General features: G+C 57.6%; 22 protein-coding genes. 12 read left to right on the plus strand and 10 right to left on the minus strand.

Features of this window, described 5'->3' with window-relative positions:
* Positions 1–65: 65 nt before the first annotated feature.
* Positions 66–221, minus strand: a complete 156-nt coding sequence (locus ACQG1Y_RS02575) for a Hok/Gef family protein (protein WP_072058938.1) — start codon at positions 219–221, stop codon at positions 66–68.
* 416 nt (positions 222–637) lie between these two features.
* On the opposite strand from ACQG1Y_RS02575, the gene ACQG1Y_RS02580 reads away from it, so the two are divergent.
* The 10 genes from ACQG1Y_RS02580 (at position 638) to ACQG1Y_RS02625 (ending at position 9302) form a co-directional block, all read left to right on the plus strand.
* The gene (locus ACQG1Y_RS02580) at positions 638–976 is read left to right on the plus strand and encodes a PRD domain-containing protein (protein WP_026080657.1); all 339 of its coding nucleotides are present in this window, start codon (positions 638–640) and stop codon (positions 974–976) included.
* Positions 977–986: 10 nt separating this feature from the next.
* The gene (locus ACQG1Y_RS02585) at positions 987–1349 is read left to right on the plus strand and encodes an SFCGS family glycine-rich protein (protein WP_006810339.1); all 363 of its coding nucleotides are present in this window, start codon (positions 987–989) and stop codon (positions 1347–1349) included.
* Between the two features lie 2 nt (positions 1350–1351).
* On the plus strand, positions 1352–1651 hold the full coding sequence (locus tag ACQG1Y_RS02590) for a DUF4312 family protein (RefSeq protein ID WP_006810338.1): 300 nt from the start codon (positions 1352–1354) through the stop codon (positions 1649–1651).
* Between the two features lie 22 nt (positions 1652–1673).
* Positions 1674–2450 (plus strand): DUF4311 domain-containing protein, encoded by a 777-nt coding sequence (locus ACQG1Y_RS02595; RefSeq protein ID WP_006810337.1) that lies wholly within the window; start codon positions 1674–1676, stop codon positions 2448–2450.
* A 13-nt stretch (positions 2451–2463) separates the two neighbouring features.
* Complete coding sequence (locus ACQG1Y_RS02600) at positions 2464–3105, plus strand: DUF4310 family protein (RefSeq protein WP_015572508.1); 642 nt, start codon at positions 2464–2466, stop codon at positions 3103–3105.
* A 42-nt stretch (positions 3106–3147) separates the two neighbouring features.
* On the plus strand, positions 3148–4281 hold the full coding sequence (locus ACQG1Y_RS02605) for an amidohydrolase/deacetylase family metallohydrolase (RefSeq protein WP_039271920.1): 1134 nt from the start codon (positions 3148–3150) through the stop codon (positions 4279–4281).
* Positions 4265–5383 (plus strand): DgaE family pyridoxal phosphate-dependent ammonia lyase, encoded by a 1119-nt coding sequence (locus ACQG1Y_RS02610; RefSeq protein ID WP_368740784.1) that lies wholly within the window; start codon positions 4265–4267, stop codon positions 5381–5383. The genes ACQG1Y_RS02605 and ACQG1Y_RS02610 overlap by 17 nt, the downstream gene beginning before the upstream one ends.
* The gene (gene dagF, locus ACQG1Y_RS02615; RefSeq protein ID WP_015572511.1) at positions 5380–6120 is read left to right on the plus strand and encodes a 2-dehydro-3-deoxy-phosphogluconate aldolase; all 741 of its coding nucleotides are present in this window, start codon (positions 5380–5382) and stop codon (positions 6118–6120) included. The genes ACQG1Y_RS02610 and dagF overlap by 4 nt, the downstream gene beginning before the upstream one ends.
* Before the next feature lie 115 nt (positions 6121–6235).
* Complete coding sequence (locus ACQG1Y_RS02620) at positions 6236–7372, plus strand: lactonase family protein (RefSeq protein ID WP_032652328.1); 1137 nt, start codon at positions 6236–6238, stop codon at positions 7370–7372.
* 19 nt (positions 7373–7391) lie between these two features.
* Complete coding sequence (locus ACQG1Y_RS02625; protein ID WP_414234791.1) at positions 7392–9302, plus strand: BglG family transcription antiterminator; 1911 nt, start codon at positions 7392–7394, stop codon at positions 9300–9302.
* A gap of 32 nt (positions 9303–9334) precedes the next feature.
* On the opposite strand, the gene nrdG is transcribed toward ACQG1Y_RS02625, so the two are convergent.
* From nrdG to ACQG1Y_RS02650, 5 genes are all read right to left on the minus strand, one after another.
* Entirely contained in the window at positions 9335–9799 is a 465-nt protein-coding gene (nrdG, locus tag ACQG1Y_RS02630; RefSeq protein WP_015572513.1) for an anaerobic ribonucleoside-triphosphate reductase-activating protein, read from the minus strand.
* 140 nt (positions 9800–9939) lie between these two features.
* The gene (gene nrdD, locus ACQG1Y_RS02635) at positions 9940–12078 is read right to left on the minus strand and encodes an anaerobic ribonucleoside-triphosphate reductase (protein ID WP_015572514.1); all 2139 of its coding nucleotides are present in this window, start codon (positions 12076–12078) and stop codon (positions 9940–9942) included.
* A gap of 368 nt (positions 12079–12446) precedes the next feature.
* Positions 12447–13019 (minus strand): PTS sugar transporter subunit IIA, encoded by a 573-nt coding sequence (locus ACQG1Y_RS02640; RefSeq protein WP_045338909.1) that lies wholly within the window; start codon positions 13017–13019, stop codon positions 12447–12449.
* Between the two features lies 1 nt (position 13020).
* A complete protein-coding gene (locus tag ACQG1Y_RS02645; RefSeq protein WP_163278566.1) occupies positions 13021–15618 on the minus strand; it encodes a glycoside hydrolase family 38 C-terminal domain-containing protein in 2598 nt (865 codons plus the stop codon).
* Positions 15619–15628: 10 nt separating this feature from the next.
* Positions 15629–17026 carry a PTS fructose transporter subunit IIC gene (locus tag ACQG1Y_RS02650; protein WP_072059120.1) on the minus strand — a complete coding sequence of 466 codons (1398 nt, stop codon included), beginning with the start codon at positions 17024–17026 and terminating at the stop codon, positions 15629–15631.
* 179 nt (positions 17027–17205) lie between these two features.
* On the opposite strand from ACQG1Y_RS02650, the gene ACQG1Y_RS02655 reads away from it, so the two are divergent.
* Complete coding sequence (locus tag ACQG1Y_RS02655) at positions 17206–17865, plus strand: MurR/RpiR family transcriptional regulator (protein ID WP_015572516.1); 660 nt, start codon at positions 17206–17208, stop codon at positions 17863–17865.
* An 8-nt stretch (positions 17866–17873) separates the two neighbouring features.
* Here the strand turns inward: ACQG1Y_RS02655 and ACQG1Y_RS02660 are convergent, their stop codons facing one another.
* From ACQG1Y_RS02660 to treR, 4 genes are all read right to left on the minus strand, one after another.
* Positions 17874–18620 carry an oligogalacturonate-specific porin KdgM family protein gene (locus ACQG1Y_RS02660; protein WP_047732933.1) on the minus strand — a complete coding sequence of 249 codons (747 nt, stop codon included), beginning with the start codon at positions 18618–18620 and terminating at the stop codon, positions 17874–17876.
* A gap of 134 nt (positions 18621–18754) precedes the next feature.
* A complete protein-coding gene (gene treC, locus ACQG1Y_RS02665) occupies positions 18755–20410 on the minus strand; it encodes an alpha,alpha-phosphotrehalase (RefSeq protein ID WP_165468259.1) in 1656 nt (551 codons plus the stop codon).
* A gap of 51 nt (positions 20411–20461) precedes the next feature.
* Complete coding sequence (gene treB, locus ACQG1Y_RS02670) at positions 20462–21880, minus strand: PTS trehalose transporter subunit IIBC (RefSeq protein WP_020480548.1); 1419 nt, start codon at positions 21878–21880, stop codon at positions 20462–20464.
* A gap of 127 nt (positions 21881–22007) precedes the next feature.
* Positions 22008–22955: a trehalose operon repressor TreR gene (treR, locus tag ACQG1Y_RS02675; RefSeq protein ID WP_017383908.1), complete on the minus strand. Its 948-nt coding sequence runs from the start codon at positions 22953–22955 to the stop codon at positions 22008–22010.
* A 386-nt stretch (positions 22956–23341) separates the two neighbouring features.
* Here treR and mgtA point away from each other — a divergent pair, with 386 nt between their 5' ends.
* Positions 23342–26050: a magnesium-translocating P-type ATPase gene (gene mgtA / locus ACQG1Y_RS02680; protein ID WP_086626230.1), complete on the plus strand. Its 2709-nt coding sequence runs from the start codon at positions 23342–23344 to the stop codon at positions 26048–26050.
* The last annotated feature ends 25 nt before the right edge of the window (positions 26051–26075 follow it).

Raw genomic sequence — 26075 nt, forward strand, 5'->3', positions numbered from 1 at the left:
TGCCTGAGCTGTACGTCCTCTCCCCGTATGCGGAGGCGCATGATGCGCCCCCGCATCGTTGCTCCCTACTTGCCGGAGCGACAATCCATCCGCGCTGTCACTTCAAGCGAGCCGTTACGAAAACGGATCTCGCACAGTGTTTTCCTCGTCACCAGCGTTAAGATGATTATTGTCAAAGAAATAATCATCAAAACCACGATACTTGGGTTTCTGCGTTTCATGGATGCCTCCTTGCTTTTAAGCGGGCGAGGTAGCGAACTCCACGGTGTGACGTGTCGTTTCGAGCCCCCGCCCTGATTTTTTATCAGGCGGGGCTTTCCACTTTCCGTCCCATGCCTGAGACGGTCAGTCTCAAGCACCCGCCGCCACTCTAGCGGATCCCCATAAGAAAACCTTATCCACGTCACATTTCTACGAGCCTGCTCGTAATCTTTTCCACTCCGCTTACCAGTCTAATGCCGCGTAATAGCGTGATATTCATCACGTAAATCCAGCGATTTATACAGATTCACCGCATTTATGTGGCACAGATCACTGCTGCTGCTCGCCTTTCCACTTCGAAGTGGAAAACAACTCGCTACAAACAATTCCCCCTCGACGTTAGTTTTATTCCAGAGCCATTAACGGGGTAAGACGAGTGATTAACGGAGCGGTAATGAACGACGTTGGGGAACAGGCGGTGCAAACAGAACAGCTCGCGAACACCATGCTTCAGCAGGTCTACGCCCTGCTGGCCCGGCACAACATCATTCCCAACGCGGTACAGGAGCAGATGCTGACCTCCCACGTTCGCGCAATGGCGCACCGGTCCGTGACCGGCGAGCCGCTGCCAGAGGTTGAAGCAGAGCTGTTTGACGAAATTTCACCAGATTCAATGCAACTCGCCCGTGAAGTGGTAGCGCAGTTCGGCAACCTTCCTGATGAAGAGGCCTGGCTGCTCTCCGTTCACTTCGAAGTCGCGAAAGACAACCTTTAAGGAGCAACACATGGAACAGATTACAGTCGTGATTGGCGATCGCCTGGGTAAAGGTCAGAAAGTGGCTGCGGGTGTGGAAAAAGCCGGCGGACGCGCGGTTGTCGTACCGGGCATGGCAGCGGATATGAAGCTCGGTGACGTGATGAAAGCAGAAAACGCCACCTTCGGGATCTCCTTCTGCGGCAGCGGCGGCGCGGGCGCCATCACCGCTCAGACCAAATATGGCTACAAGGCCAAATACGGCATGCGCTCCGTGGATGAGGGGGTGACCGCCATAAACGAAGGCTGCAACGTGCTGGGCTTTGGCTTTATGGATAAAGAAGAGCTGGGCGAGCGTCTGGTACAGGCGTGGCAGAAGAAATACGGCGCGTAAGCATGAAAGAACAGTTCACAACCACGGTGAGAGTGAAGGGGAAGGGCGACGCCAAAGCGCGCGCCTTTGCCGACGCCCTTAACCACGTTCAGGCTGCGGTGATGAAAGCCTCACCGCATATCTTACTGCGTATTGAGCCACAGGATGTGCAGGTTGTTCAGGCGCAAGAAGCGGTGCGAAAAGAAGCGTTTCTGTTCTTCTTTTTGCGCCGGGAAAGACGCACCTACAGCGTGGAGCTGGATGTGACCGTCAACGTGACCGCCATCAATCTCGACCAGGTGGATTTCGTCACGCAACGCTGATTATTCATAAAAGGGCAGACTGATGTTCTTAATTATATTAATAAAATCGCTCATCATTGGCGGCCTGGTTGGCGTCGGTGTTGGCGCCGGGGCTGCACGCATGTTTCATGCGCCTACCACTCAGGGTATGGGCGCGTTTCGTACGTTGGGGGAACTGAACTCCTGCGAAGGGGATCCGGCGTCCCACTTCTCCTTTGGGTTAGGTTTCTTCTTTAACGCCTGGGCCTCTTCCGTGGCCGCAGGTGCCTTCACACAGGACGTTGACCACCGCATCATCCCGAACTGGGGTGCTGCTGCACTGATGATTAAAAACCGTAACGTCGGTGAAACGCTGCATGACCCGCGCAAAATGGCGATTGCCTGCGGCATCATCGGCATGATTGTCGTGACCTTCCTTAACCTGACCGCCTCCTCCGTTCCGGCAGCGCTTCAGGTGACCGCCGTGAAGGTGCTGGTACCGGCGGCGAACCTGCTGGTCAACACCGTGATGCCGGTGATCTTCTGGCTGGCGGCCATCGACGCGGGTAAAAAATCGGGCTTCTGGGCCACCATCTTTGGCGGCGCGGCACAGCTGATCATGGGTAACGCCGTACCGGGTCTGGTACTGGGTATTCTGATTGGTAAAGGTGTTGAAGAGAGTGGCTGGAACCACGTCACCAAAGTGATGATGGCGGCGATCGTTCTGCTCTTCGTGCTGAGCGGCTTCTTCCGCGGCTTCGACATGAAGATGATCGAATCCTTCCATCTGACCGTGCCGAACTGGCTCGACATGATCCACAACTCGCTCAGCGGTAAATAACAGGAGCCTCTAAATGGAACAGAATAAAGGTTTTTGGTATGCCGACTGGTCGTTCCCGATCTTCGTTGGCCTGCTCTCCTCCGGCGTCTTCGCCGGGACGCACATGTACTACCTCTACGGCATCGGCGCGTTTAACGAAGTGGCCTTCGTGGCGATGCTGAAAGCGGGAATCGATACCGGCGTCTACGGCGCGGTGGCGGCGTTCGGTGCTAGCTTCCTGTTCGCCCGTATTATCGAAGGCTCGCTGGTGGGTATTCTCGATATCGGCGGTGCGATCCAGACCGGCGTGGGCCTCGGCGTTCCGGCGCTGCTGCTGGGCGCGGGGATCATGTTCCCGGTGACCAACTTCATTGCCGCGCTGATTACCGGCCTGGTGATTGGCCTGGCGATTGGCTACGTCATCATCCTGGCGCGTAAGTTCACCATCAATCAGAGCAACTCCACCTACGGCGCAGACGTGATGATGGGCGCGGGTAACGCCTCCGGCCGCTTCCTCGGGCCGTTGATTATCCTCAGCGCTATGACCGCCTCTATTCCAATCGGCGTCGGTTCGCTGGTGGGCGCGCTGCTGTTCTACATCTGGCAGAAGCCGATTACCGGTGGCGCCATCCTCGGCGCAATGATTTTGGGCTGGCTGTTCCCGGTCGCCCTTTAATACCCGCGGGCGCTCCGGCGCCCGCTTTATCAGGAGATCCTCATGTTTGATTTACTCCTGCGCCGTGCGCGCCTCGCCGACGATACCCTGACCGATATCGCCATCCAGGACGGGAAGATTGCCGCGACAGGCGACATTGACGCTCCCGCCCGCAAAACGGTTGAGCTGAACGGCGACGTGTTCGTCAGCGCGGGCTGGATTGACTCCCACGTCCACTGCTACCCGAACTCCCCGATTTACCATGACGAGCCGGACAGCGTGGGCATTGCCACCGGCGTCACCACCGTGGTGGACGCGGGCAGCACCGGCGCCGACGACGTGGACGATTTTTACGCTATCACCCGCAAGGCTTCCACCGAGGTGTTTGCCCTGCTGAACATCTCCCGCGTGGGGCTGATCGCCCAGAACGAGCTGGCCAACATGGCGAACATTGACGCCGATGCGGTGAAGCAGGCTGTGACGCGCCACCCGGATTTTATCGTTGGCCTGAAGGCGCGCATGAGCAGCAGCGTGGTCGGTGAAAACGGCATCACCCCGCTGGAGCGCGCGAAAGCGATTCAGAAAGAGAACAGCGACCTGCCGCTGATGGTGCACATCGGCAACAACCCGCCGAACCTCGATGAGATTGCCGAACTGCTGAGCTCCGGCGACATCATCACCCACTGCTACAACGGCAAGCCTAACCGCATTCTGACGCCCTCCGGCGAGCTACGCGCCTCCATTACGTCTGCGCTGAAGCGCGGCGTGCGCCTGGACGTCGGTCACGGCACGGCGAGCTTCAGCTTTGAAGTGGCGAAGCGCGCCATTGCGATGGGCATTCTGCCGCATACCATCAGCTCGGATATTTACTGCCGCAACCGCATCAACGGCCCGGTCGGCTCGCTGGCGAGCGTGATGTCGAAATTCCTCGCCATCGGCATGTCATTGCCGCAGGTGATTGACTGTGTCACGGCCAACGCCGCCGACGGCCTGCGCCTGACGCGCAAAGGCCGCATTCAGCCTGGCCTCGATGCCGATCTGACGCTGTTTACGCTCAAGCGCCAGCCGACGGTGCTGACGGATGCCGAAAACGACAGCCTACAGGCTGAACACATTCTGATGCCGCTTGCCGCGATCCGCGCGGGCAAGGGCTACATGACCGAACAAGGGAGCACGGAACATGCCTTCGATTTATGAGAAGTACAACTTAAAGCAGGTTATCAACACCTCTGGCCGCATGACGGCGCTGGGTGTCTCCACGCCGCGCCCGGAAGTGGTGCAGGCGGCGATGGACGGCATGAATCACTATTTCGAGATGAAGGATCTGGTCAATAAAACCGGGGAATACATCGCGAAGCTGCTGGAGGTGGAAGGGGCGACGGTGGTCTCCTGCGCGTCGGCGGGCATTGCCCAGTCCGTGGCGGCGGTGCTGGTGAAAGACAGCGACTGGCTGCTGGAAAACCTGCACGTCACACCGGTTGAAAACAACGAAATCGTCCTGCCGAAAGGCCACAACGTGAACTTTGGCGCGCCGGTGGGCACCATGGTGGCGCTGGGCGGCGGCAAGCTGGCGGAGGCGGGCTACGCCAACGAATGCTCTGCCGATCAGCTGGCGGCGGCGATCACTCCGCGCACGGCGGCGATCCTCTACATCAAATCGCACCACTGCGTGCAGAAAAGCATGCTCAGCGTCGAGCAGGCGGCGGTCGTGGCGCGCAAGCACGATCTCCCGCTGATCGTCGATGCGGCGGCGGAAGAAGATCTGCACGCCTACTACCGCTCCGGTGCCGATCTGGTGATCTACAGCGGCGCGAAGGCGATCGAAGGGCCAACCAGCGGCCTGGTGATCGGCAAAACCCAGTACGTTGAGTGGGTGAAGCGCCAGACGGCGGGCATTGGTCGCGCGATGAAAGTGGGCAAAGAGGGTATCCTGGGCCTGACCTGCGCCATCGAACACTACCTGACGGCGACCAAAGAGAGCGGGGCCGAGATGGTGGCGAAGATGACGCCGTTTATCGACGCGTTGAACACCCTGAACGGCGTAACCGCGCGCGTGGTCTGGGACAGCGCCGGTCGCGATATCGCCCGTACCGAGATTAAGTTCGACGAAGCCGCTACGGGCGTCGGCACGGGCGATCTGGTGGCGAAGCTGAAACAGGGCGAATACGCCATTTACTTCCGTGGCTATAAGGCCAACGAAGGGATTATCGAGGCGGACGTGCGCAGCGTGAATGCTGACCAGCTGAACATCGTGTACCGCCGCATTAGCGAAGTATTAGGACAGGAGAAAAAAGCATGAAACTGACCCCCAACTTTTACCGTGACCGCGTCTGCCTGAACGTGCTGGCGGGATCGAAAGCCAACGCCAGCGCCATTTACGAGGCGGCGGAAGGTCACGTGCTGGTGGGCGTGCTCTCCAAAAATTACCCGGACGTGGCGAGCGCGGTTGCGGACATGCGCGAATACGCAGCCCTGATTGATAATGCGCTCTCCGTGGGGCTGGGCGCGGGCGACCCGAACCAGTCGGCGATGGTGAGTGAAATCTCCCGCCAGGTGCAGCCGCAGCACGTTAACCAGGTCTTTACCGGCGTGGCCACCAGCCGCGCGCTGCTGGGGCAGAATGAGTCCGTGGTCAACGGTCTGGTCTCCCCGACCGGCACCGTCGGGATGGTGAAAATCTCCACCGGCCCGCTGAGCAGCGCAGCTATGGACGGCATAGTGCCGGTTGAAACCGCTATCGCCCTGCTGAAAGATTTCGGCGGCAGCTCCATCAAGTACTTCCCGATGGGCGGCCTGAAATGCCGTGACGAATACCAGGCGGTGGCGGAAGCCTGCGCCCGTCACGACTTCTGGCTGGAGCCGACCGGGGGAATCGATCTGGAGAACTTCGAGGCGATCTTGCAGATCGCCCTGGATGCGGGCGTGAGCAAAATCATCCCGCATATCTACAGCTCGATTATCGACAAGGCCAGCGGCGACACGCGTCCGGAAGATGTGCGCACGCTGCTGGCGATGACGAAGAAGCTGGTTAAGTAGAACCTGCCCCTCACCCTAACCCTCTCCCAAAGGGAGAGGGAACCTTTACCCCCTCTCCCTTTGGGAGAGGGCTGGGGTGAGGGGAAACAAACCGCACACACCCAAAGGAGCCACCATGCACACCCGTACCCTGCTTGTCGCTTCACTCTCTTTACTTGCTACCTCTGCAATCGCTCAAACCCAGTACGCCTGGGTGGGCACCTATAATCCGAACGGTGAAGGGCTGTACCGCTTTACCGTCGATCCGCAAACCGGTGCGCTGAACGATAAAACACTGGTGAGCAAACTGCCGAACGCCGCGCAGTTAACCGTCTCACACGACGGCAAAACGCTGTATCTGGCAAGCGAAGTGGAGCAGGGCGTGGTGCAGGCGCTGCGCATCGGTGATAACGGCGCGCTGAACGAGCTGAATCAGGTGTCCTCCGGCGGCGCGGGGCCGGTGTATCTTTCCCTGACGCCGAACGGCAAACATCTGCTGGTGGCAAACTACGTCAGCGGAACTGTCGCGGTGCTGCCCGTTAACGCAGACGGCAGCCTGGGCGATGCTACGGACACCCATCAGGACAAAGGCGAACCGGGCGCGGCGAAGCCGGAAGCTGCCGTCGAGGGCAGTTTCGCCATCAGCGATCATAACGGCCCACATGCGCACATGATCGCCGCCGATCCGGGCGGGAAATACGTTTTTTCCACCGATCTGGGGCTGGATCGCATCTATCAGTACCGTTTTGACGATCAAACCGGGAAGCTGACTCCGAACGATCCGCCATTTATCAGCGCCTCCTCAAAAGGGGCCGGGCCGCGCCACTTCGTCTTTACGCCGAAAGGCGATGCCCTGTGGCTGATTAACGAAGAGGCGTCTACGCTCACCCATTATGCGCTGGACAGTAATGGCAGGCTGAAAGAGGGTAAAACGGTTTCAGCCTTGCCGGACGGTTATAAAGGCACCAGTTTTGCTGCCGGGCTGGCGCTAAGCGCCGACGGGAAACAGCTGTATGTCGCTAACCGTTTGCATAACAGCATCGGGCACTTTACCGTAACGGCGGAGGGTACGCTGACGCATCAGGATGATGTCTGGACGCGCGGCGACTATCCGCGCACCCTGACGCTCGATAAGCAGGGTCGCTGGCTGTACGTCATGAACCAGCGCAGCGACAACATTACCCGTTTCCGCGTGGCGCCGGACGGCAAGCTGAGCGCCGAGCCAGACTATACCCCGGTCGGCAGCCCATCCCAGATGGTCATTTCACCCTGAGCAGTAAGAGGACAACGACGTGCGATTTCCGAACCAACGTTTAGCGCAACTTTTCGATCTGTTGCAAAACGAGACGCTGCCACAGGACGAGCTGGCGCAGCGGCTGTCGGTCTCCACGCGAACCGTCCGGGCGGATATCACCGCCCTGAACGCGCTGCTGGCCAGCCACGGCGCGCAGTTCATTTTGAGCCGGGGCAACGGCTATCAGCTCAAAATTAATGATGTGGTGCGCTATCAACAATTGCAGGCGTCCCACCCGCGCGCGCTGCGTATTCCGCGAACCGGACCGGAGCGCGTGCACTATCTGGTGGTGCGTTTTCTGACGTCAGCCTTTTCCCTCAAGCTGGAGGATCTGGCCGATGAGTGGTTCGTCAGCCGGGCCACGTTGCAGAGCGACATGGTGGAAGTGCGTGAGTGGTTTCACCGTTACAACCTGACGCTGGAAACCCGCCCGCGCCACGGGATGAAGCTGTTTGGCAGCGAGATGGCGATCCGCGCCTGCCTGACCGACCTTCTGTGGGAGCTGGCGCAGCAGGACAGCCTGAACCCGCTGGTGACCGACGTGGCGTTGAACGCGGGGGTGGCGGAAAAGATGGTGCCGGTGCTGCACGATGCGCTGACGCGCCATCACATTCGCCTGACCGATGAAGGCGAGCTGTTCCTGCGCCTGTACTGCGCGGTGTCGGTGCGGCGCATCAGCGAGGGGTATCCGCTGCCGGAATTCCACGCGGAAGACGTGGAAGAGAACGTGCGTGAGGCGGCGAAAGATATCGCCGTCACCATTCAGCAACTGGCGGGCAAAGCGCTGTCGCCGTCAGAAGAGAGCTGGCTGTGCGTGCACATTGCGGCGCGGCAGATCCAGGAGATCGCCCCCAGTGCCATTAACGCCGACGACGACGAAGCGCTGGTTAACTACATTCTGCGCTACATCAACACCCACTATAACTACAACCTGCTGAGCGATGAGCAACTGCATGCAGATCTGCTCACGCACATCAAAACCATGATTACCCGCGTGCGGTATCAAATCATGATCCCCAATCCGCTGCTGGATAACATCAAGCAGCACTACCCGATGGCGTGGGATATGACCCTCGCGGCGGTGTCGAGCTGGGGCAAATACACCCCGTATGTGATCAGCGAAAACGAAATTGGTTTTCTGGTGCTGCATATCGGCGTCGGGCTGGAGCGCCATTACAATATCGGCTACCAGCGCCAGCCGCGGGTGCTGCTGGTGTGCGACGCCGGTAACGCGATGGTGCGCATGATCGAGGCGGTACTTCAGCGTAAATATCCGCAGATTGAGGTGACGCGCACGCTCACCCTTCGTGAGTACGAGCTTGCCGATGCCATTGGCGAAGACTTCGTGATCTCCACCGCCCGCGTGAGCGAAAAATCCAAACCGGTGGTGACGATCGCCCCGTTCCCGACCGATTATCAGTTAGAGCAGATCGGCAAGCTGGTGCTGGTGGATCGCACCCGCCCGTGGATGCTGGAAAAATACTTCGACGCGGCCCATTTCCGCATTCTCGACAAGCCTGTCGACCAGCAAACGCTGTTCCGCGAACTGTGCGGGCAGCTTGAAGGGGAAGGTTTTGTCGGCGCGGAGTTTCTGGAATCGGTTATCGAGCGTGAAGCCATTGTCAGCACCATGCTCGGCGACGGCATCGCGCTGCCGCACTCCCTCGGGCTGCTGGCGCAAAAAACGGTGGTCTACACCGTGCTGGCGCCGCAGGGCATTCAGTGGGGAGATGAAACCGCCCATGTCATCTTCCTGCTCGCCATCAGCAAAAGCGAGTACGAAGAGGCAATGGCGATTTACGACATCTTTGTCACCTTCCTGCGTGAACGCGCGATGGCGCGCCTGTGCCAGTGCGAGAATTTTGCGGCGTTTAAGGCTGAGGCGATGGAGAGTTTGAGTCGGTTTTGACGTTCAGGCGGACAGAGGATATCCGCCTTCATTCAACGCAGATGATGCACAACCTGGTTGCTGCTGCCGCGCCAGATAAGCATAGGATCTTTTAGATCCTGCACGAACTTGCCGTCGACCAGGACGTTAATCAGATCCACCACTTCCATCTGCTGCGCATTCAGTTCATCCAGCTTATAGCCCGTCCAGACCCAGACGTCTTTTCCCGCGCACTCGCGGCGGATGCGTTTTACCAGCTTCAGGATCGCCGGCACGTTTTGCGGATGGAGCGGGTCGCCGCCGGAGAGCGAGATCCCCTGGCGTTTGATGCGCGTGTCGTTCAGGTCGTTGATGATGCGGTCTTCCATCTCAGCGGTAAACGGCATACCCGAGTTCAGGCGCCAGGTGCTTTTGTTGTAGCAGCCGGGGCACTCGTGAACGCAGCCTGATACAAACAGGGTACAGCGGGTGCCGGGGCCGTTGACGATGTCGACGGGGTAGTACTGGTGATAGTTCATAGCGTTAACCTGATGCCCTCACCCCGGCCCTCTCCCACAGGGAGAGGGAGAAAACCGGTGGCTGGAATAACAATTTGCTCGATCGGTTCCCTCTCCCTTGAGGGAGAGGGGTAGGGTGAGGGGGAAACCCTGCGCAGAACTTACCCGATCTGCCCATTCCCCAGATGTTTCACCCTGCGCTTCACCTCTTCCTGCTTCCCGGCGTTAAACGGACGGGCATCCGGGCTGCCGAGGTAGCCGCACACGCGGCGGGTCACGGAGACGCGGGCTGCGTCGTGGTTACCGCATTTCGGGCAGGTGAAGCCTTTGCTGGTGCATTCGAACTCACCGGTAAAGCCGCACTCGTAGCACTCATCAATTGGCGTGTTGGTTCCGTAGTACGGCACGTGCTGATAGCTGTAATCCCACACGTCTTCCAGCGCCTTCAGGTTGTGCTGAATGTTCGGGTACTCGCCGTAGCAGATAAAACCGCCGTTCGCGATGGGCGGATAGGCCGCTTCAAAGTCGATCTTGTCGTACGGGTTCACCTTCTTCTCCACATCGAGGTGGAAGCTGTTGGTGTAGTAACCTTTGTCGGTCACGCCTTCCACGATGCCGAACTCAGCGGTGTCCAGACGGCAGAAGCGATCGCAGAGGTTTTCGCTCGGCGTGCTGTACAGGCTGAAACCGTAGCCAGTTTCCTCTTTCCACTGGTCTACCGCATCGCGCAGGCGCTGCACAATCGCGATACCTTTCTCACGCAGGGCGTCGTTGTCATAGATGTGCTTGTCGCCAAACAGCGCGTTAATCGTTTCGTGAATGCCGATATAGCCAAGAGAGATCGATGCGCGACCGTTTTTGAAGATCTCCGACACATCATCGTCCGCCTTCAGGCGCACGCCGCAGGCTCCTTCCATATAGAGAATTGGCGCGACGCGGGCTTTCACCCCTTCAAGACGGGCGATGCGGGTCATCAGCGCCTTACGTGCCAGCTGTAAACGTTCATCCAGCAGCGTCCAGAAGGCCGCTTCATTCCCTTTAGCTTCCAGCGCGATGCGCGGCAGGTTCAGGCTGATGACGCCCAGGTTGTTGCGCCCGTCGTGGATCTGCTCGCCGTTCTCATCTTCGTACACGCCGAGGAAGCTGCGGCAGCCCATTGGCGTTTTAAACGAACCGGTGACTTTCACCACCTGGTCGTAGTTGAGGATGTCCGGGTACATACGCTTGCTCGCGCACTCCAGCGCCAGCTGCTTGATGTCATAGTTCGGATCGCCAAACTTGTGGTTCAGGCCGTCACGAATGGCGAACACCAGTTTCGGGAACACCGCCGTTTTACGGTTTTTACCGAGGCCGGAGATGCGGTTGCGCAGAATAGACTGCTGGATCAGGCGTGATTCCCAGCTGGTGCCGAGGCCAAACCCGAAGGTCACAAACGGCGTCTGGCCGTTGGCGGTGTGCAGCGTGTTTACCTCATATTCCAGCGACTGGAACGCGTCGTAGCACTCTTTCTCGGTGCGGGAACGGGCGTAACCGTCGGCATCCGGGATCTGCCACTCTTCCGCCGTTTTACGGTGTTTGTTGAAGCTCTCGGCCACGAACGGGGCCAGCACTTCATCGATGCGGTTAATGGTGGTGCCGCCATAGATGTGGCTCGCCACCTGGGCGATGATCTGCGCCGTGACCGCCGTCGCGGTGGAGATGGATTTCGGCGGCTCAATCTCGGCGTTACCCATTTTAAAACCGTGGGTCAGCATGCCTTTCAGGTCGATCAGCATGCAGTTAAACATCGGGAAGAACGGCGAGTAGTCGAGATCGTGATAGTGGATCTCACCGCGCTCGTGCGCAGACACCACGTCGCGCGGCAGCAGGTGCTGGCGGGCATAGTGCTTGGCGACGATACCGGCCAGCAGGTCGCGCTGGGTTGGGATCACTTTGCTGTCTTTGTTGGCATTTTCATTGAGCAGCGACGAGTTGGTTTGCTCCACCAGGCCGCGGATCTCCTGGTTCAGGCGACCGCGTTTCTCACGCTGGACGTCACGGTCGTGACGATACTCAATGTAGGCGCGCGCCAGCTGCTTGTATGGACCAGACATCAGCTGGTTTTCAACCGCGGTCTGGATCTCGTTGATATCCACCTGGCTGCGTTCATGCATCTGGCTGCTAACGACTTCTGCGACGGTGGCGCAGTAATCTGCGTCATCGACTCCCGCTGCTTTAGCTGCACGCAGAATGGCTTCTTTGATGCGCTCTGATTTAAACGGCACTTTACAGCCATCACGTTTCATCACATGCGGTGTCATGATCACTCCATTTTAAAAACAGGTTATCCACAAAGGTGGAGAAGTATTCACCGGACGTATTCCTCGCCGCGGCAAAGACTTCCCGCGTGCCCAGCTCGTGTTATCCACAATTCCGGCCAGCGTTCGCGCCGTCTTGTTGTTGGAATAGTAGACGATAAATACAAGATGTTGGGTCGGCGTGCATTTTAAGTGCTACATATAGTGATTTGCATCAAACAAGTTTGCGATTTTTTTGATGCAGAACAAAGTAAAAAGACGAGAGTACAAACGGCGGGCGCTGGGGCAATTGTAAAGACTCGAAGGAAAAATCTGATTAATTATTCAACAAAAACAAGCGCTCAGCAGAGCCTGTGCTGAGCGCTGCTCGATTAACTCACCCCGCAGGCCCAGCTCAACCCTGCCTGCAAAAAGGCTACGGTAACGATGCAGCCCAGTACCAACGGGATGAGAAGAGAGCTTTCGGGGGCATCGTCCTGTTTTTGAGAACCTTCATTACTCAGCGCAGACATCGCCTCTTCCCGCGTACGCGCCGCCAGCAATTGCTCACGCACCCGCTCATCCGTGAGTCTGCTGGTCAGCGTCGTCAGCAGGTGCATATGCGTACTGCCTGCTTCCGCTGGCGGAATGGCGAGCAGGAAAACCATCCTCACCTCTTCATCACCCTCCAGCCCCGGCCAGCATATCGGATCGTCAAAGAGCGCCAGACAAAATGCCGCCTGTTGCACCGCCTCGGTTTTACCGTGCGGGACGGCGAGCGCTTCACCCAGCGCGGTAGGGCCTTCACTTTCGCGTTGTAAAACGCTTTCGATAAATGCCTCTCGATCGTTGATGACATTCCGCCTGGCGAGCGGCTCGGTGAGCCAACGGATCACTGCTTCCGGCGTACGTTGGGGCGGGTTGATAAACACCAGATCGGGATGCGTCAATGCCAGCAAGTTCATATTAAGCCTCAATCAAAAAATCGCAGGTTGCGGAGGGGAGGATCGCCGTTACCGGTTGCATCGGCTCTTCCAGATAGTTGATCTGCCGTAACACTGCCAGACTTTCCGGGACGGGAGCCGGTTGTGTCCCGGCGTTAAATACGCGTAAGACGGTGCCATGCAGCAGCTGCGCATGGGGCAGAGCGGAAAGGATGAGCGGCTCCGGCACGGTCAGTAGCGAGAACTCTGCCGGAAGCCTGCGCTCGGGCAGACGCAACGAAAAGCGCTCAAGACGGTGATCGAGCGTGTGTAGCGTTTGCCGTTGGTAGGTGAAGGGCTGTCCAGCCGCCTGATTTTCCAGCTGGCGCAGCGTGAGGTGGTCGGCGTTGTCGGCCAGCGCGACGGTGAATGAAAAGCGCAACGGTTTCAGCAACTGGGCATCAGGAGTCTCAACCACCGTATTATTGATGCCGGAGGCCCGACCCGGTCGCCATTCGAGATCGCTGCGTCCGAGCACGCCCGTCGATTTAAACATCGTCAGGGCAATAGCAGCGGGTTCGCTGCCGATAATCTGAAATTCTTTCATGCCACGGCTAGTCACAACCAGCGCTTTACCCGGTTCCGTGACAGCGATAATGCCCTCGCTGGTTTCGATATCCACGGGCTTCTCGCGATAGCGTTCTTGCCAGTGTTCACCGTCATATCCCGTTTCGCGCTGGATGATTGCGAAGGGCTGTGAGGCGATAGCGTGACGGGTGTGAACATCGCTGCCGATCAGTAAACGTAGCCGGTGATCGCAGTGGCTGTTTTCCAGCGAAGCCTCGACATACAGATTCGGATCGTCGTGGCGTAATTCGCAGACCAGACGAATGGATAACGGCGTTCGGGCCGTATCCTGACGGCTGGCGAGATCCTGCGGAAGACGCATTGTGGCCTCGACGGTCAGCTTTTCGACAAGCGGCGTTTTTACGCCGTCGACGAGCGTAAAATGCGAACAGCGCGTCGGCGCGTCGCCCGCAAGCGGTGAGAAATCGTAGCTGTCGCCCGCGTCCACGCAGTCTTCAAAGGTAAAGAAAGAGGGGATACGTCTGCCGCTGCGTTTGTCATGCAGGGTAAGCGTTCCGGCATCCAGCGACAGTCGATAATGCGCATTCTCAATCTCGCTGCCCTTTATCTTTTCAGACGCCAGGAAAGGCGCAGGGTCTTCTTCAACGTTAATGGTGAGATAGCCGATCGGCGGCAGAACCGGTGTCTTTACCGCAACGTGCCAGCGGTAATAAGGGAGAAGGGGCGTCTCGCACTCGCCCTCGGCGGTAAGGGAGATCGCCGTTCCGCCGGGCAGAATGTCTCTTTCCAGGACGTCGAAAGGGATGGGCTGCCCCTGATGCGTCAGGGCGATATTATCCGCCCGGCTATACAGGGTGTTTATCACCACGCGCTGCGTTGGGGTAGCTAGCGGGTTAAAGATCAGCAGGTCGCCATCCTGAACGCAGGCGGCGGCCAGGGTTTTCACCACCAGATTCCACAGGCTATGGCACAGCTGTTCGGTTTGTTCCATACGATGCAGAATGTCGCGGTTGGTGGCATCGCTATTACAGCCGCCAATGGAATCGTGGGCATGGTTTCGCAACAGCTTTTTCCAGAGGGTGTCGACTACCGCGAGGTTGACCGGAATCCCCTGGTGACGCGCCATTGCGATTGTCGGCTCCAGCTGTCGCAGGATGAACTGTTCAACCTCATCGTTTTTCTTTTTGATGTCGTAGCGCACGGAGCCGATCGTTTTATGGATGCGGGTGTAGCGCGGCGATTTCAGCTCTCCTTCCAGGAGCTCAAACTGTTCACGCTGCGCGCGAAGGGTTTCTACATAACGCTCCAGAGAGCTGATGAAGTAACGGTCCTGATCCGGGGACTGTGCGCTGGCGACCTCCAGGATTTTCGGTAGCGCCGGGTCGATGCTGACCTGATCGCCGCCGCAGGGCAGGAGCAGGTCGTTTAGACCGGCCCGTGAACGCAAAAGTGTGGTCATCGGGTAGATTTTTCCCCGGAGATGGGAGGCTTCCGAACGCATGTTTTTAGCCGCGCCATAACCGAGCGCCATCGCACAGGCGATGACGGTCGCACCTGAGGGTGCGCGCCAGAGGAACTGGCTGCTTTTGGCGTGCCTGTCGTGATCGATACCGCGCCAGAAGACGATATTGTCGATATTGCAGCCCTGCAAGATCGTGGGCATTTGCGCATTGTGGCCAAAGGTATCCGGAAGATACCCAACCTGCATCGCATGCCCCAGCGTCCGGGCAGAAAAAATGCCGTACTTCAGGTTGCGGATAATCGATTCGCCATGCACGTTGTAGGTGTCCGTCTGGGTATACCATGGCCCTACGAAGATCCTTTTTTCTCTGACCAGCTTTTCCAGCCTGGCGCGATAATCAGGATTGATGGCGAGAAAGTCCTCCACTACCGCCATCTGTCCGTCAAGGTGATAGCAGGTGTAAGCGGAGTCCTGCTCCAGCGTGTTGATGACGTCCGCAAAATTATATGACGCCAGCACCATGCTGTCCTGACGGGTGAAATACCACTCCTGATCCCAGTGCGTATGGGCAATGACGTGGATCTGATTCATGACGTTCCCCTTATCTGGCGTTCTTTGGGCTGACATAGAGCACGCCCAGGGCGCAAATCAGTGCGCCAATAAAGACGCTCGCCAGGTAGCCCGCCACGTTGGTTGCCAGCGGCCAGCCCCAGACGGCTGGCAGAGGCAGCGTCTGCTTCACGCCAAGGGTAATGGCGACCAGCGCGCCGGCGACGGCACCGGTCATGAACACCGGGATCAGACGTGGGTTTTTCAGGATGAACGGGATCGCGCCTTCGGAGATCCCAATCACGCCCAGCAACAACGAGGTGCTACCGACGGTTTTCTCTTCCTGGCTAAAGACATCCGGTAATCCAAAGCGGCCGTTGAGGAACGCAGCAAAGCCGACGCCAATGGAGGGGATCACGATGGAGAGTTCGCGGGCGGTTAAATCAAACGTCTCGCTCATGCCATTCAGGCCGAGCGCGACCGAGCCTGCCGCCTTGTTGACCGGACCGCCCAGGTCGAACGCGGTGCCCGCGGCAATCATCGCGGAATAGAACCCGCGCCCGGTGTCACCTGCCGAGGTAAAAAAGACCACCATCAGCTGGTTAAGCGAGCCAAAAATCGGGTTAATCAAATATTCCATGACCATCACCAGCGTAATGCCGGTGATCAGCGGGACGAGCAGCATGGTTTTAATGGTGGTGAGCTGCTGGCGGACGTGAATCGAATCATTGAGCCAGCGCACCAGATAGCCCACAAAAAAGCCGATACCAATGGCGCCGAAAAAGCCGGATGGCATAAAGCCTTCGATATCAAAGAAGCGCTTATAGACTTCGTCTGACATGATGCCGCCAATAAGACCGGGGATGAGTGCCGGTTTACCGGCAATGGAAAACGCCAGATACATCGCAAAAACGGGATACATGAACTTAATGGTCATAAAGCCCACTTTATCCAGCACGCTGAACGGCGAATGTTCGATGTTAATAAACTGCCCGGTTATTTTGGCCGTCGCCATCATCAGCCCGCCCATCACCACCACCGGCAGCATATAGCTGATGGCTGTCATAATATGGCCAATAAAAATCTGGTAAGCCGAACGCTGAAGATCGTCTTCTTGTGCGACAGTGGTGACGTTTTTTTCCTTTGCCAGCGCCTGACGCAGATAGCGATCGGTATGTTTGATCAGCTCTTGTGTGCGGGTTTGAAGGTGAGGAATGTTTTCAAAACGCTCGGCATCCTGAATGGGAACGTCGGTTGCCAGAATAATGGCCGTGGCGGAGGCGATATCCTGTTTTGTTAAGCGGTTTTTAACGCCATCGCTGCCCTGCGTTTCGACCTTTACCTCGATATTGTGCTCGTTAGCCCATGCAATAATTTTATTCGCCGCCATAAAGGTGTGTGCGATACCTGTCGGGCAGGCCGTTACCGCGACAACTTTTTGTTTCGTCATTGTCATAATTCCCTGGATGTGAAAACAGGGGAAGTATAAAGAGAACCTAAAACAGTTTTTAATGTTTGCTAATACTAATTTCGTATCGTGATACGCGTAAATGCAATGTGTGAAGCGCCTTCCAGAGACTATTTCTCTGTTGTGTTAATATCATCTCGGGATTAAACGGGGCGTAATAGATGAATTCATTCCAGGGAAGTGAACGTTTGATATTTGAATACATTCAGCATCATGCGTGTAATATTTCTAATATATCGGCAAAAGAGATTGCCCGTGATACCTTTACCACGACAACATCCGTTAATCGTGTATGTAAAAAAATGGGCTATAAAAGCTATACCGAGCTTCGGTACCGTTTTTTACGCGACCATTTTACACCTGCACCTGCTACACCCGACGTGGGGCCGCAGCCGGATGATATTGTGACAGACGTGTCCAGGTTGCTTACGCATTCCAGCCATATCTATCTTTACGCACGGGGAGCCTCGCTCACCAGCCTCAACTACCTGTCGCGCTTTTTGTCGCTGGCGAGCCTGCCGCACCTTATTTTGAATGACATGCACCAGTTGACACGCGTATCGAAGGGGACGCTGGTGTTGATCAGTAAATCCGGGGAGACGCAGTCGCTGATTGAAATGGCGCGTAACGCGCTGCGCAAAGGGTTGAAGATTATTGCGATTACCCGTCAGGGGTCGACACTGGCGTCGATCTCAACGCTATGCTGGCCGTTACCAATCGACATTAACGCGGTTTCGCTGTATCAGCGGGAAGGGCAGCTTGAACTGTTAAGCGCCGTGGACCGTATCGGCTGTAGGCTGCTACAGCACGATACGGTGTAGTCAGGCCGTCAGAGCTGCTTCACTATTCCCAGACGTACGGCATAATCATTTTCATGGTTGCCGTCATTATTGATGTACGTTTTATCCAGTGAAACCAGTTCGACGTATGGCGTCCAGCCATCGTCGAACTTGTAGTTGAACGCGACGGTATGCTCCCAGTAGGTGTCATCCCCGGTTCCCTGATCGACGTTATCCTGCCAGCGAAAGCGCGGGTTATAGGACATACCGAATTTGCCGATGTTATACGCGAACCAAATGTCGAACTGGTGTGACTGGCGGCGAGTATAACCGCTGCCGTCGAGTTCTTTATCGCTGTGCGCGTCATTGACGGTGTTATAGCGGTAACGGGCGGAGAGATTCAGACCGTTATCGAAGGCTTTCCAGCCCTGAATGAAGGGGCGGTAATGCGTATTGCTGGCGGTGAAAACCGTCACCATGCCAGGCGCAACGGCGAAACCATTTCCCAGATCAAAACGCCAGCGCGTTTCGATTTCCTGTGCCGCTTCCGTTAACCCCTTGTCGTCGGGATTATATCTGTCGGTATCACCAAAAAACGTATCATTATGGTTTTGTGCGGCTTCAACGGAGAAGTAAAAACCGTTATTCGCCTGATGCATGACCTTAATGCGTGAATCATTTACGTCTGAGCGCGTATTATGACCAAAGCGAAGGTCGACGGACGTATTCCCGCACCATCCCTGTGTGCTCAATAATAATGCGCTAATACACGTTGCTTTAATAATTATCTTTTTCATAATATCCTGCCGAGGTTATTTAATTGGCAGGCTATTTTTATTTTGAGTGCGCCATATTGTAAAAGTTATCGTCGTACATTTAGCGTATCGCTAAACATAAAAAAAGAGATACAGCATGCTGTATCTCCTGAGGTTTATTCCTGCACCCACCAGATAGCTTCAAACGGGCGCAATAGCAACGTATCGGGTCGGAAGGGAACCTCTTCATAGTTGCTGAGTGCCACCCGCCATGCTCCCTCTACGGAGGCGGGCTGCCACTGCTGGCGCGCGTGGCTCAGGTTCGCCACCACCATCAGCGTTTGTCCCTGCCACTGGCGGCGGTAGCACCACAGGGAAGGGTGATCCGGAAGCAAATCTTCATAGTCTCCCCACGTCAGTACCGACAAGGTTTTGCGCAGGCGAATCAGCGACTGATAGGTGTAAAACACCGAATCGGGGTCGTCCAGCGCCGCGCGGGCGTTCACGGTTTCGTAGTTGTCGCAGACGCCAATCCACGGCTCGGCCTCGGTAAAGCCCGCATTATGCGAGGCGTCCCACTGCATCGGCGTGCGGCCATTATCGCGTGACTTACTCGCCAGAATCGCCAGTAGTTCATCCGTATCGCGACCGTTAGCCCGCTGTTCGGCGAACATGTTCAGGCTTTCCACGTCGCGGTAGTCGGTGATACGGCTGAAATGCGGGTTGGTCATACCCAGTTCTTCACCCTGGTAGATATACGGCGTGCCCTGCATCCCGTGCAGCACCATGCCGAGCATTTTCGCCGCCGCCACGCGGTGTTCCCCTTCGTCACCAAAGCGCGACACGATGCGCGGCTGGTCATGGTTACACCAGAACAGCGCGTTCCAGGCTTTGTTGTGCATCCCCTGCTGCCAGTGGCGGAAAAGGGTTTTTAGCGCCACGAAGTCCGGCTTCGCCTTCGTCCATTTTTCGCCGCCGGGGTAGTCTACCTTGAGGTGGTGGAAGTTAAAGGTCATCGACAGCTCGCGGCCGTCAAGAGACGCGTACTGTTGGCAGTTCTCCAGCGAGGTGGAGGACATCTCGCCCACCGTCATCAGATTACGCGGCGTAAAGACGTCGCGGCTCATCTCCTGGAGATATTCGTGGATGCGCGGCCCGTCAGTGTAGAAGCGGCGACCGTCGCCGAGGGTATCGTCCGGGAAATCCTGATCTTTTGAAATCAGGTTAATCACGTCCAGACGCAAGCCGTCCACGCCGCGATCGGCCCAGAACTCGCACACTTTTTTCAGCTCGGCGCGCACCGCCGGGTTTTCCCAGTTGAGATCCGCCTGCTCCGGTGCGAACAGGTGCAGATAATACTGCTCGCTTTCGGCGTGCCAGCGCCAGGCGTTGCCGCCAAATTTGGAGCGCCAGTTGTTGGGAAGCGTATCCGGCGTACCGTCGCGCCAGATATAGAACTGGCGGTACGGACTCGCTTTATCCAGCGACTCACGGAACCAGGCGTGCTGCGTGGACGTGTGGTTAAAGACCATATCCAGCACGATGCGGATGCCGCGTTCATGCGCCCGGGCAACCAGCTCGTCAAAGTCGTCCAGCGTGCCGTAGGTCGGATCGATGGCAGTGTAGTTCGCCACGTCGTAACCGTTATCCACCTGCGGGGAGATATAAAACGGCGTCAGCCAGATGGCGTCAATGCCGAGGGTTTTCAGGTAGTCCAGGCGCTGCGTCACGCCGCGCAGATCGCCCGTGCCGCTGCCGGTGGTGTCCTGGAAACTCTTTGGGTAAATCTGATAGATGACGCCGTTCTGCCACCAGTGAGGAAGGGTATTCATAGTACGTTCCTGCAAATGCGAAGGGGCGCAACTGCGCCCCGAAAGAGAGAATTAAACAATTTGCAACGTGCCCTGACGGAACTTACGCTGGTAAACCACAGTAGTCAGCGCCATTGGGATGATAATCGCCACCGCCATCGCCAGCGCAAATACCTGCCAGAACGCGGGCTGAATGGAGAGGATACCCGGCAGGCCGCCGACGCCAATCCCGTTCGCCATCACGCTGTTCAGGCCGCACAGCAAGCCCGCCAGACCGGAGCCGATCATCGCGCAGAGCATCGGGAAGCGGTATTTCAGGTTGATACCGTACATCGCCGGTTCAGTGACGCCGAGGTAAGCGGAGATGGCAGCCGGAACGGAGATCTCTCGCTCGTTGTGCTTACGGCTGACGATGATGATGCCGGTTACCGCCGAGGCCTGCGCAATGTTAGACAGGGCGATGATCGGCCAGACAGGCGTACCGCCGAGGCTCTGGATCATCTGCATATCAATCGCCAGCGTGGTCTGGTGCACGCCGGTGATCACCAGCGGAGCGTAGAGGAAGCCAAACAGCGCGGCACCGATTGGCGCGAAGCTGCCGGTCATCAGGTGACGGACCGCGAAGGCCACGCCGTCGCCAATCATGCGGCCAAACGGACCGATAAAGGCGTGCGCCAGGAACACTGCCAGGATCAGCGAGCAGACCGGGACCACCACCAGATAGAGGTAATCCGGCACGATGCGCTTCAGGCGCGTCTCAATGAAGCCCAGCGCCAGGCCCGCCAGCAATGCCGGGATCACCTGCGCCTGATAGCCCACTTTGGCGATGGTAAACAGGCCAAAGTTCCACACCTCTGGCGTTTGCTGACCAAGTAAGTAAGCGTTCATTAACTGCGGAGAGACCAGCGTCACGCCGAGCACGATACCGAGAATTGGCGTTCCGCCCATCTTGCGCACCGCGGACCAGCAGATCCCGACTGGCAGATAGAAGAAGATCGCTTCGCCAATCAGCCACAGGAAGTCATAGATGCTTTGCAGCGCCGGGTACATCTGCGCCAGGGTTTTGCCGTCGCTCATTGGCACATCGCCGATGACGTTACGGAAGCCCAGAATTAAGCCCCCGCTGATCAGCGCTGGCAGCAGCGGGAAGAAGATCTCCGCAAAATGGGAAATCAGCTGCTCATGCCATTTCATATTCTGGCGCGCGGCCTTCTTCGCCTGCTCTTTATCGGCGGAAGAGTGCCCGGTAGTCGCCAGCAGAGCCTGATAGTAATCGCCCACTTCGGTGCCAATCACCACCTGAAACTGCCCGGCGTTGGTGAAGCAGCCTTTAACCATGGAAAGCTCTTCAATGGCCTTCGGGTTGGCTTTGGCCGGATCGTTCAGCACGAAGCGCAGGCGGGTAATGCAATGGCTGACGGTGGCGATGTTATCGCGTCCGCCGACCAGGACGATCAGCTGATCGATATCTGTTTGTTTGACTTTACTCATCATGAAACCTCATGACAGATGGTGATAGGGGTTATGACCTGTGCGCAAGCCTACTCCTTCAACGTGACGGCGAAAATGGGAACGTTCCCGAAATCGGGCGAAGATCACAATAATCTATTCAAAAGAATTATGAGAGATGGGCTGGAATAACGATCTGACGGGGCTCGGTTCGCCCGGTAATCTGCTCGATCAGCTGCGCGGCAGCCTGCCGGCCAGACTCGGCGTAACCCGGATCAACGCTGATAATCTCCGGGTGTAAGAACTTCATCAGCGGCGTGCTTCCCACGCTCGCTAATTGCAGTTCCCCGATGCGCTGCTCCTGCAAATATTTGCTCGCACCCAATGCAAGGGTATCCGTGGCGCATACCAGGGCGGTGGTTTGTGACGTCAGCACGCTGGCGACCTGTTCATATCCCTGTTTCATACCCAGACCGGGCAGCGCGGCCACGGCGGGAAGATTGTGTTTTTTACAAAACGCCAGGTACGCTTCGTGGCGACGCTTGCCGGTGGTGATGTCAGCATGTGGCACGCCGAGATAGCTGATATGCCGATGGCCCTGTTCATACAGGCGCTGCATCAGGATCACGATCGCCCCTTCGTCATCGTAACAGACAGAGGCAAACCCGCTGGCGTCGCGCGCCAGCAGCACCAGTGACGGCTGCCAGGGTTTAAGCACGTCCTCTTTTAGGCCGGTAAATCCGAACAGCACCACCCCATCAATATTACGGCGCTGAAGCATGCCGAGATGCTCCTCCACCATTTGCGCGGAGAACTTGCTCTCCATCATGATCGGATCGTAGCCCTGCTCGTAGAACGCGGGCAGCATCGTCTGTACGGCGAGGTTTTCGGAGAGGGAATCCAGACGCGAGACAATAATGGCGACCACTTTATCGCTCTGCCCGCGCATGGCGCGCGCGGAGCGGGAAGGGGAAAAACCGTGCTGATTCATCACCGCCTCGACGCGCTCGCGTGTGCGCTCGCTGACACCGCTTTCGTTGTTCAGCACGCGTGAGACAGTCGATTTCCCCACGCCGCTTAAACGCGCGATATCTTTAATCGTAAGGCGGTTCTGCATGCTGTATTCCCTGTAACAACGATAAAATAATCAATTGAGCCTAATGCTATCCTGCGAATTCGCTATGGGCAAAGTCTGGTTTACGTTCGGTTTATTTGCAGGGCGTTATAATACCGCCCGATTAGTCACAAACGGTATGGATAAATCACTATACTGCGTGCCGATACCCAACTTTTTACTTACCGGAGGCCACATGGATCCCGATCCCACACCTCTCCTGACCAGGAGAAAACCTTCTTTCCGGTAAGCCAGCCTTTTGCTGTCTCACCGGCGTGAGGCAGCAACGTTCATACGTTCCTGCTTGATAAATTAAGTGCCTGACAGGTACGGCTTTGCCACGCCTGCGGGAAAACTGCGTCCGCCTTTGCGGATGCGGGGGAATGACTATGCTGAAAAATATCACCCGGCAGCTGCAAGCGCTGCTGAGCCGTCACCTGCCACATCGCCTGATTGCGCGCGATCCGCTGCCAAATGCCAACACCATGGCGGGAGCGGCAATCCCCGCTTCCCTGACCGAGCGCTGCCTGAACGTGGCGGCGATGGATGAAAACGAAGTCTGGCGCGCCTTTGGCGGCCACCCGGAAGGGCTGAACGCGCAAGAAGTGTCAAAAATCCGCGCGGAACATGGCGATAACCAGATCCCGGCGCAGAAACCCTCTCCCTGGTGGGTCCACCTGTGGCTCTGCTACCGCAATCCGTTCAACCTGCTGTTGACGGTGCTCGGGATTATCTCTTACGCCACTGAAGATCTGTTTGCCGCAGGCGTGATTGCCCTGATGGTGGGGATCTCCACGCTGCTGAACTTTATTCAGGAAGCGCGCTCCACCAAAGCGGCGGACGCCCTGAAAGCGATGGTCAGCAACACCGCCACCGTGTCGCGCGTGATTAACGACCTCGGCGAGAACGCCTGGATTGAGCTTCCCATTGACCAACTGGTGCCGGGCGATCTGGTGAAGCTGGCGGCGGGGGACATGATCCCGGCGGATTTACGCGTCATCCAGGCGCGGGATCTGTTCGTCGCGCAGGCGTCACTCACCGGTGAGTCCCTGCCCGTAGAGAAGGTAGCGCGGACCCGCGATCCGCAGCAGATGAACCCGCTGGAGTGCGACACCCTGTGCTTTATGGGCACCACGGTGGTCAGCGGCACCGCGCAGGCGATTGTCACCGCCACCGGCGGCAATACCTGGTTTGGACAGCTTGCCGGACGCGTCAGCGAGCAGGAGAGCGAGCCGAATGCGTTCCAGAAAGGCATTGGCCGCGTCAGCATGCTGCTGATCCGCTTTATGATGGTCATGACGCCGATTGTCCTGCTGATCAACGGCTACACCAAAGGCGACTGGTGGGAAGCGGCGCTGTTCGCGCTCTCCGTGGCCGTTGGCTTAACGCCGGAAATGCTGCCGATGATTGTCACGTCCACGCTGGCGCGCGGGGCGGTCAAACTCTCTAAACAAAAGGTGATCGTTAAACACCTCGACGCCATCCAGAACTTTGGCGCGATGGACATCCTTTGCACCGATAAAACCGGCACCCTGACGCAGGACAAAATCGTGCTGGAGAACCACACCGACATCGCCGGAAAAACCAGCGAGCGCGTGCTCCACAGCGCCTGGCTGAACAGCCACTATCAGACCGGGCTGAAAAATCTGCTCGACGTGGCGGTGCTGGAAGGGGTGGACGAGGAGTCTGCCCGCACGCTCTCCGGTCGCTGGCAGAAGGTGGATGAAATCCCGTTCGACTTCGAGCGCCGCCGCATGTCGGTGGTGGTCAGCGAGCAGGCGGACGTACATCAGCTGATCTGCAAAGGGGCATTGCAGGAGATCCTGAATGTTTCCACGCAGGTGCGCCATAACGGCGAGATCGTGCCGTTGGATGAGACCATGCTGCGCCGCATCAAACGCGTCACCGATAACCTGAACCGTCAGGGGCTGCGCGTGGTGGCAGTAGCCAGCAAGTTCCTGCCTGCGCGGGAAGGTGACTACCAGCGTATCGATGAATCCGATTTGATCCTCGAAGGTTACATCGCATTCCTCGATCCGCCGAAAGAGACCACCGCGCCGGCGCTAAAAGCGCTGAAAGCGAGCGGTATCACCGTCAAAATCCTCACCGGTGACAGCGAGCTGGTGGCGGCCAAAGTGTGCCACGAAGTCGGCCTGGACGCGGGCGACGTCGTCGTGGGGAGCGACATTGAGCACCTGTCCGACGATGAGCTGGCCGAGCTTGCCCAACGCACCACGCTGTTTGCCCGCCTGACGCCGCTGCATAAAGAGCGCATCGTCACTCTGCTGCGTCGCGAAGGGCACGTAGTGGGCTTTATGGGCGACGGCATCAATGATGCGCCAGCCCTGCGTGCGGCGGATATCGGTATCTCCGTGGACGGCGCGGTGGATATTGCCCGTGAAGCGGCGGATATCATTCTGCTGGAAAAGAGCCTGATGGTGCTGGAAGAGGGCGTCATCGAAGGGCGTCGCACCTTCGCCAATATGCTCAAATACATCAAAATGACCGCCAGCTCCAACTTCGGCAACGTCTTCAGCGTGCTGGTGGCGAGCGCGTTTCTGCCGTTTCTGCCGATGCTGCCGCTGCACCTGCTGATCCAGAACCTGATGTACGATGTCTCTCAGGTGGCGATCCCGTTTGATAACGTGGACGACGAGCAGATCCAGAAGCCGCAGCGCTGGAACCCCGCCGATCTGGGGCGCTTTATGCTGTTCTTTGGGCCGATCAGCTCAATCTTCGACATTCTGACCTTCTGCCTGATGTGGTTTGTGTTCCATGCGAATACGCCAGAACACCAGACGCTGTTCCAGTCCGGCTGGTTCGTGGTGGGACTGCTGTCTCAGACGCTGATTGTGCACATGATCCGCACCCGCCGCATTCCGTTCATCCAGAGCCGTGCCGCGTGGCCGCTGATTGTGATGACGGGCATTGTGATGGCGCTCGGGATCGCGCTGCCGTTCTCGCCGCTGGCAAGCTACCTGCAACTTCAGGCGCTGCCGCTGAGCTACTTCCCATGGCTGGTGGCGATCCTCGCGGGCTACATGGTGCTGACGCAGATGGTGAAAGGGTTCTATGCGCGCCGATATGGATGGCAGTAACGGCAAGCCCGGTGGCGCTGCGCTT

Source organism: Enterobacter cloacae complex sp. 397G4, from assembly GCF_050031515.1.
In the GTDB taxonomy this organism is placed as follows: Bacteria; Pseudomonadota; Gammaproteobacteria; order Enterobacterales; family Enterobacteriaceae; genus Enterobacter; species Enterobacter hormaechei_C.

What these genes read in the sequence shown, in the direction of transcription:
- mgtA (WP_086626230.1), top strand. Translation starts at nt 23,342, where the DNA reads ATGCTGAAAAATATCACCCGGCAGCTGCAAGCGCTGCTGAGCCGTCAC.
- ACQG1Y_RS02655 (WP_015572516.1), top strand. Translation starts at nt 17,206, where the DNA reads ATGAATTCATTCCAGGGAAGTGAACGTTTGATATTTGAATACATTCAG.
- ACQG1Y_RS02610 (WP_368740784.1), top strand. Translation starts at nt 4,265, where the DNA reads ATGCCTTCGATTTATGAGAAGTACAACTTAAAGCAGGTTATCAACACC.
- ACQG1Y_RS02650 (WP_072059120.1), bottom strand. Translation starts at nt 17,026, where the DNA reads ATGACGAAACAAAAAGTTGTCGCGGTAACGGCCTGCCCGACAGGTATC.
- ACQG1Y_RS02595 (WP_006810337.1), top strand. Translation starts at nt 1,674, where the DNA reads ATGTTCTTAATTATATTAATAAAATCGCTCATCATTGGCGGCCTGGTT.
- dagF (WP_015572511.1), top strand. Translation starts at nt 5,380, where the DNA reads ATGAAACTGACCCCCAACTTTTACCGTGACCGCGTCTGCCTGAACGTG.
- ACQG1Y_RS02575 (WP_072058938.1), bottom strand. Translation starts at nt 221, where the DNA reads ATGAAACGCAGAAACCCAAGTATCGTGGTTTTGATGATTATTTCTTTG.
- ACQG1Y_RS02585 (WP_006810339.1), top strand. Translation starts at nt 987, where the DNA reads ATGGAACAGATTACAGTCGTGATTGGCGATCGCCTGGGTAAAGGTCAG.
- treC (WP_165468259.1), bottom strand. Translation starts at nt 20,410, where the DNA reads ATGAATACCCTTCCTCACTGGTGGCAGAACGGCGTCATCTATCAGATT.
- ACQG1Y_RS02600 (WP_015572508.1), top strand. Translation starts at nt 2,464, where the DNA reads ATGGAACAGAATAAAGGTTTTTGGTATGCCGACTGGTCGTTCCCGATC.
- nrdD (WP_015572514.1), bottom strand. Translation starts at nt 12,078, where the DNA reads ATGACACCGCATGTGATGAAACGTGATGGCTGTAAAGTGCCGTTTAAA.
- ACQG1Y_RS02645 (WP_163278566.1), bottom strand. Translation starts at nt 15,618, where the DNA reads ATGAATCAGATCCACGTCATTGCCCATACGCACTGGGATCAGGAGTGG.
- treR (WP_017383908.1), bottom strand. Translation starts at nt 22,955, where the DNA reads ATGCAGAACCGCCTTACGATTAAAGATATCGCGCGTTTAAGCGGCGTG.
- ACQG1Y_RS02640 (WP_045338909.1), bottom strand. Translation starts at nt 13,019, where the DNA reads ATGAACTTGCTGGCATTGACGCATCCCGATCTGGTGTTTATCAACCCG.
- ACQG1Y_RS02590 (WP_006810338.1), top strand. Translation starts at nt 1,352, where the DNA reads ATGAAAGAACAGTTCACAACCACGGTGAGAGTGAAGGGGAAGGGCGAC.
- ACQG1Y_RS02660 (WP_047732933.1), bottom strand. Translation starts at nt 18,620, where the DNA reads ATGAAAAAGATAATTATTAAAGCAACGTGTATTAGCGCATTATTATTG.
- ACQG1Y_RS02605 (WP_039271920.1), top strand. Translation starts at nt 3,148, where the DNA reads ATGTTTGATTTACTCCTGCGCCGTGCGCGCCTCGCCGACGATACCCTG.
- treB (WP_020480548.1), bottom strand. Translation starts at nt 21,880, where the DNA reads ATGAGTAAAGTCAAACAAACAGATATCGATCAGCTGATCGTCCTGGTC.
- nrdG (WP_015572513.1), bottom strand. Translation starts at nt 9,799, where the DNA reads ATGAACTATCACCAGTACTACCCCGTCGACATCGTCAACGGCCCCGGC.
- ACQG1Y_RS02620 (WP_032652328.1), top strand. Translation starts at nt 6,236, where the DNA reads ATGCACACCCGTACCCTGCTTGTCGCTTCACTCTCTTTACTTGCTACC.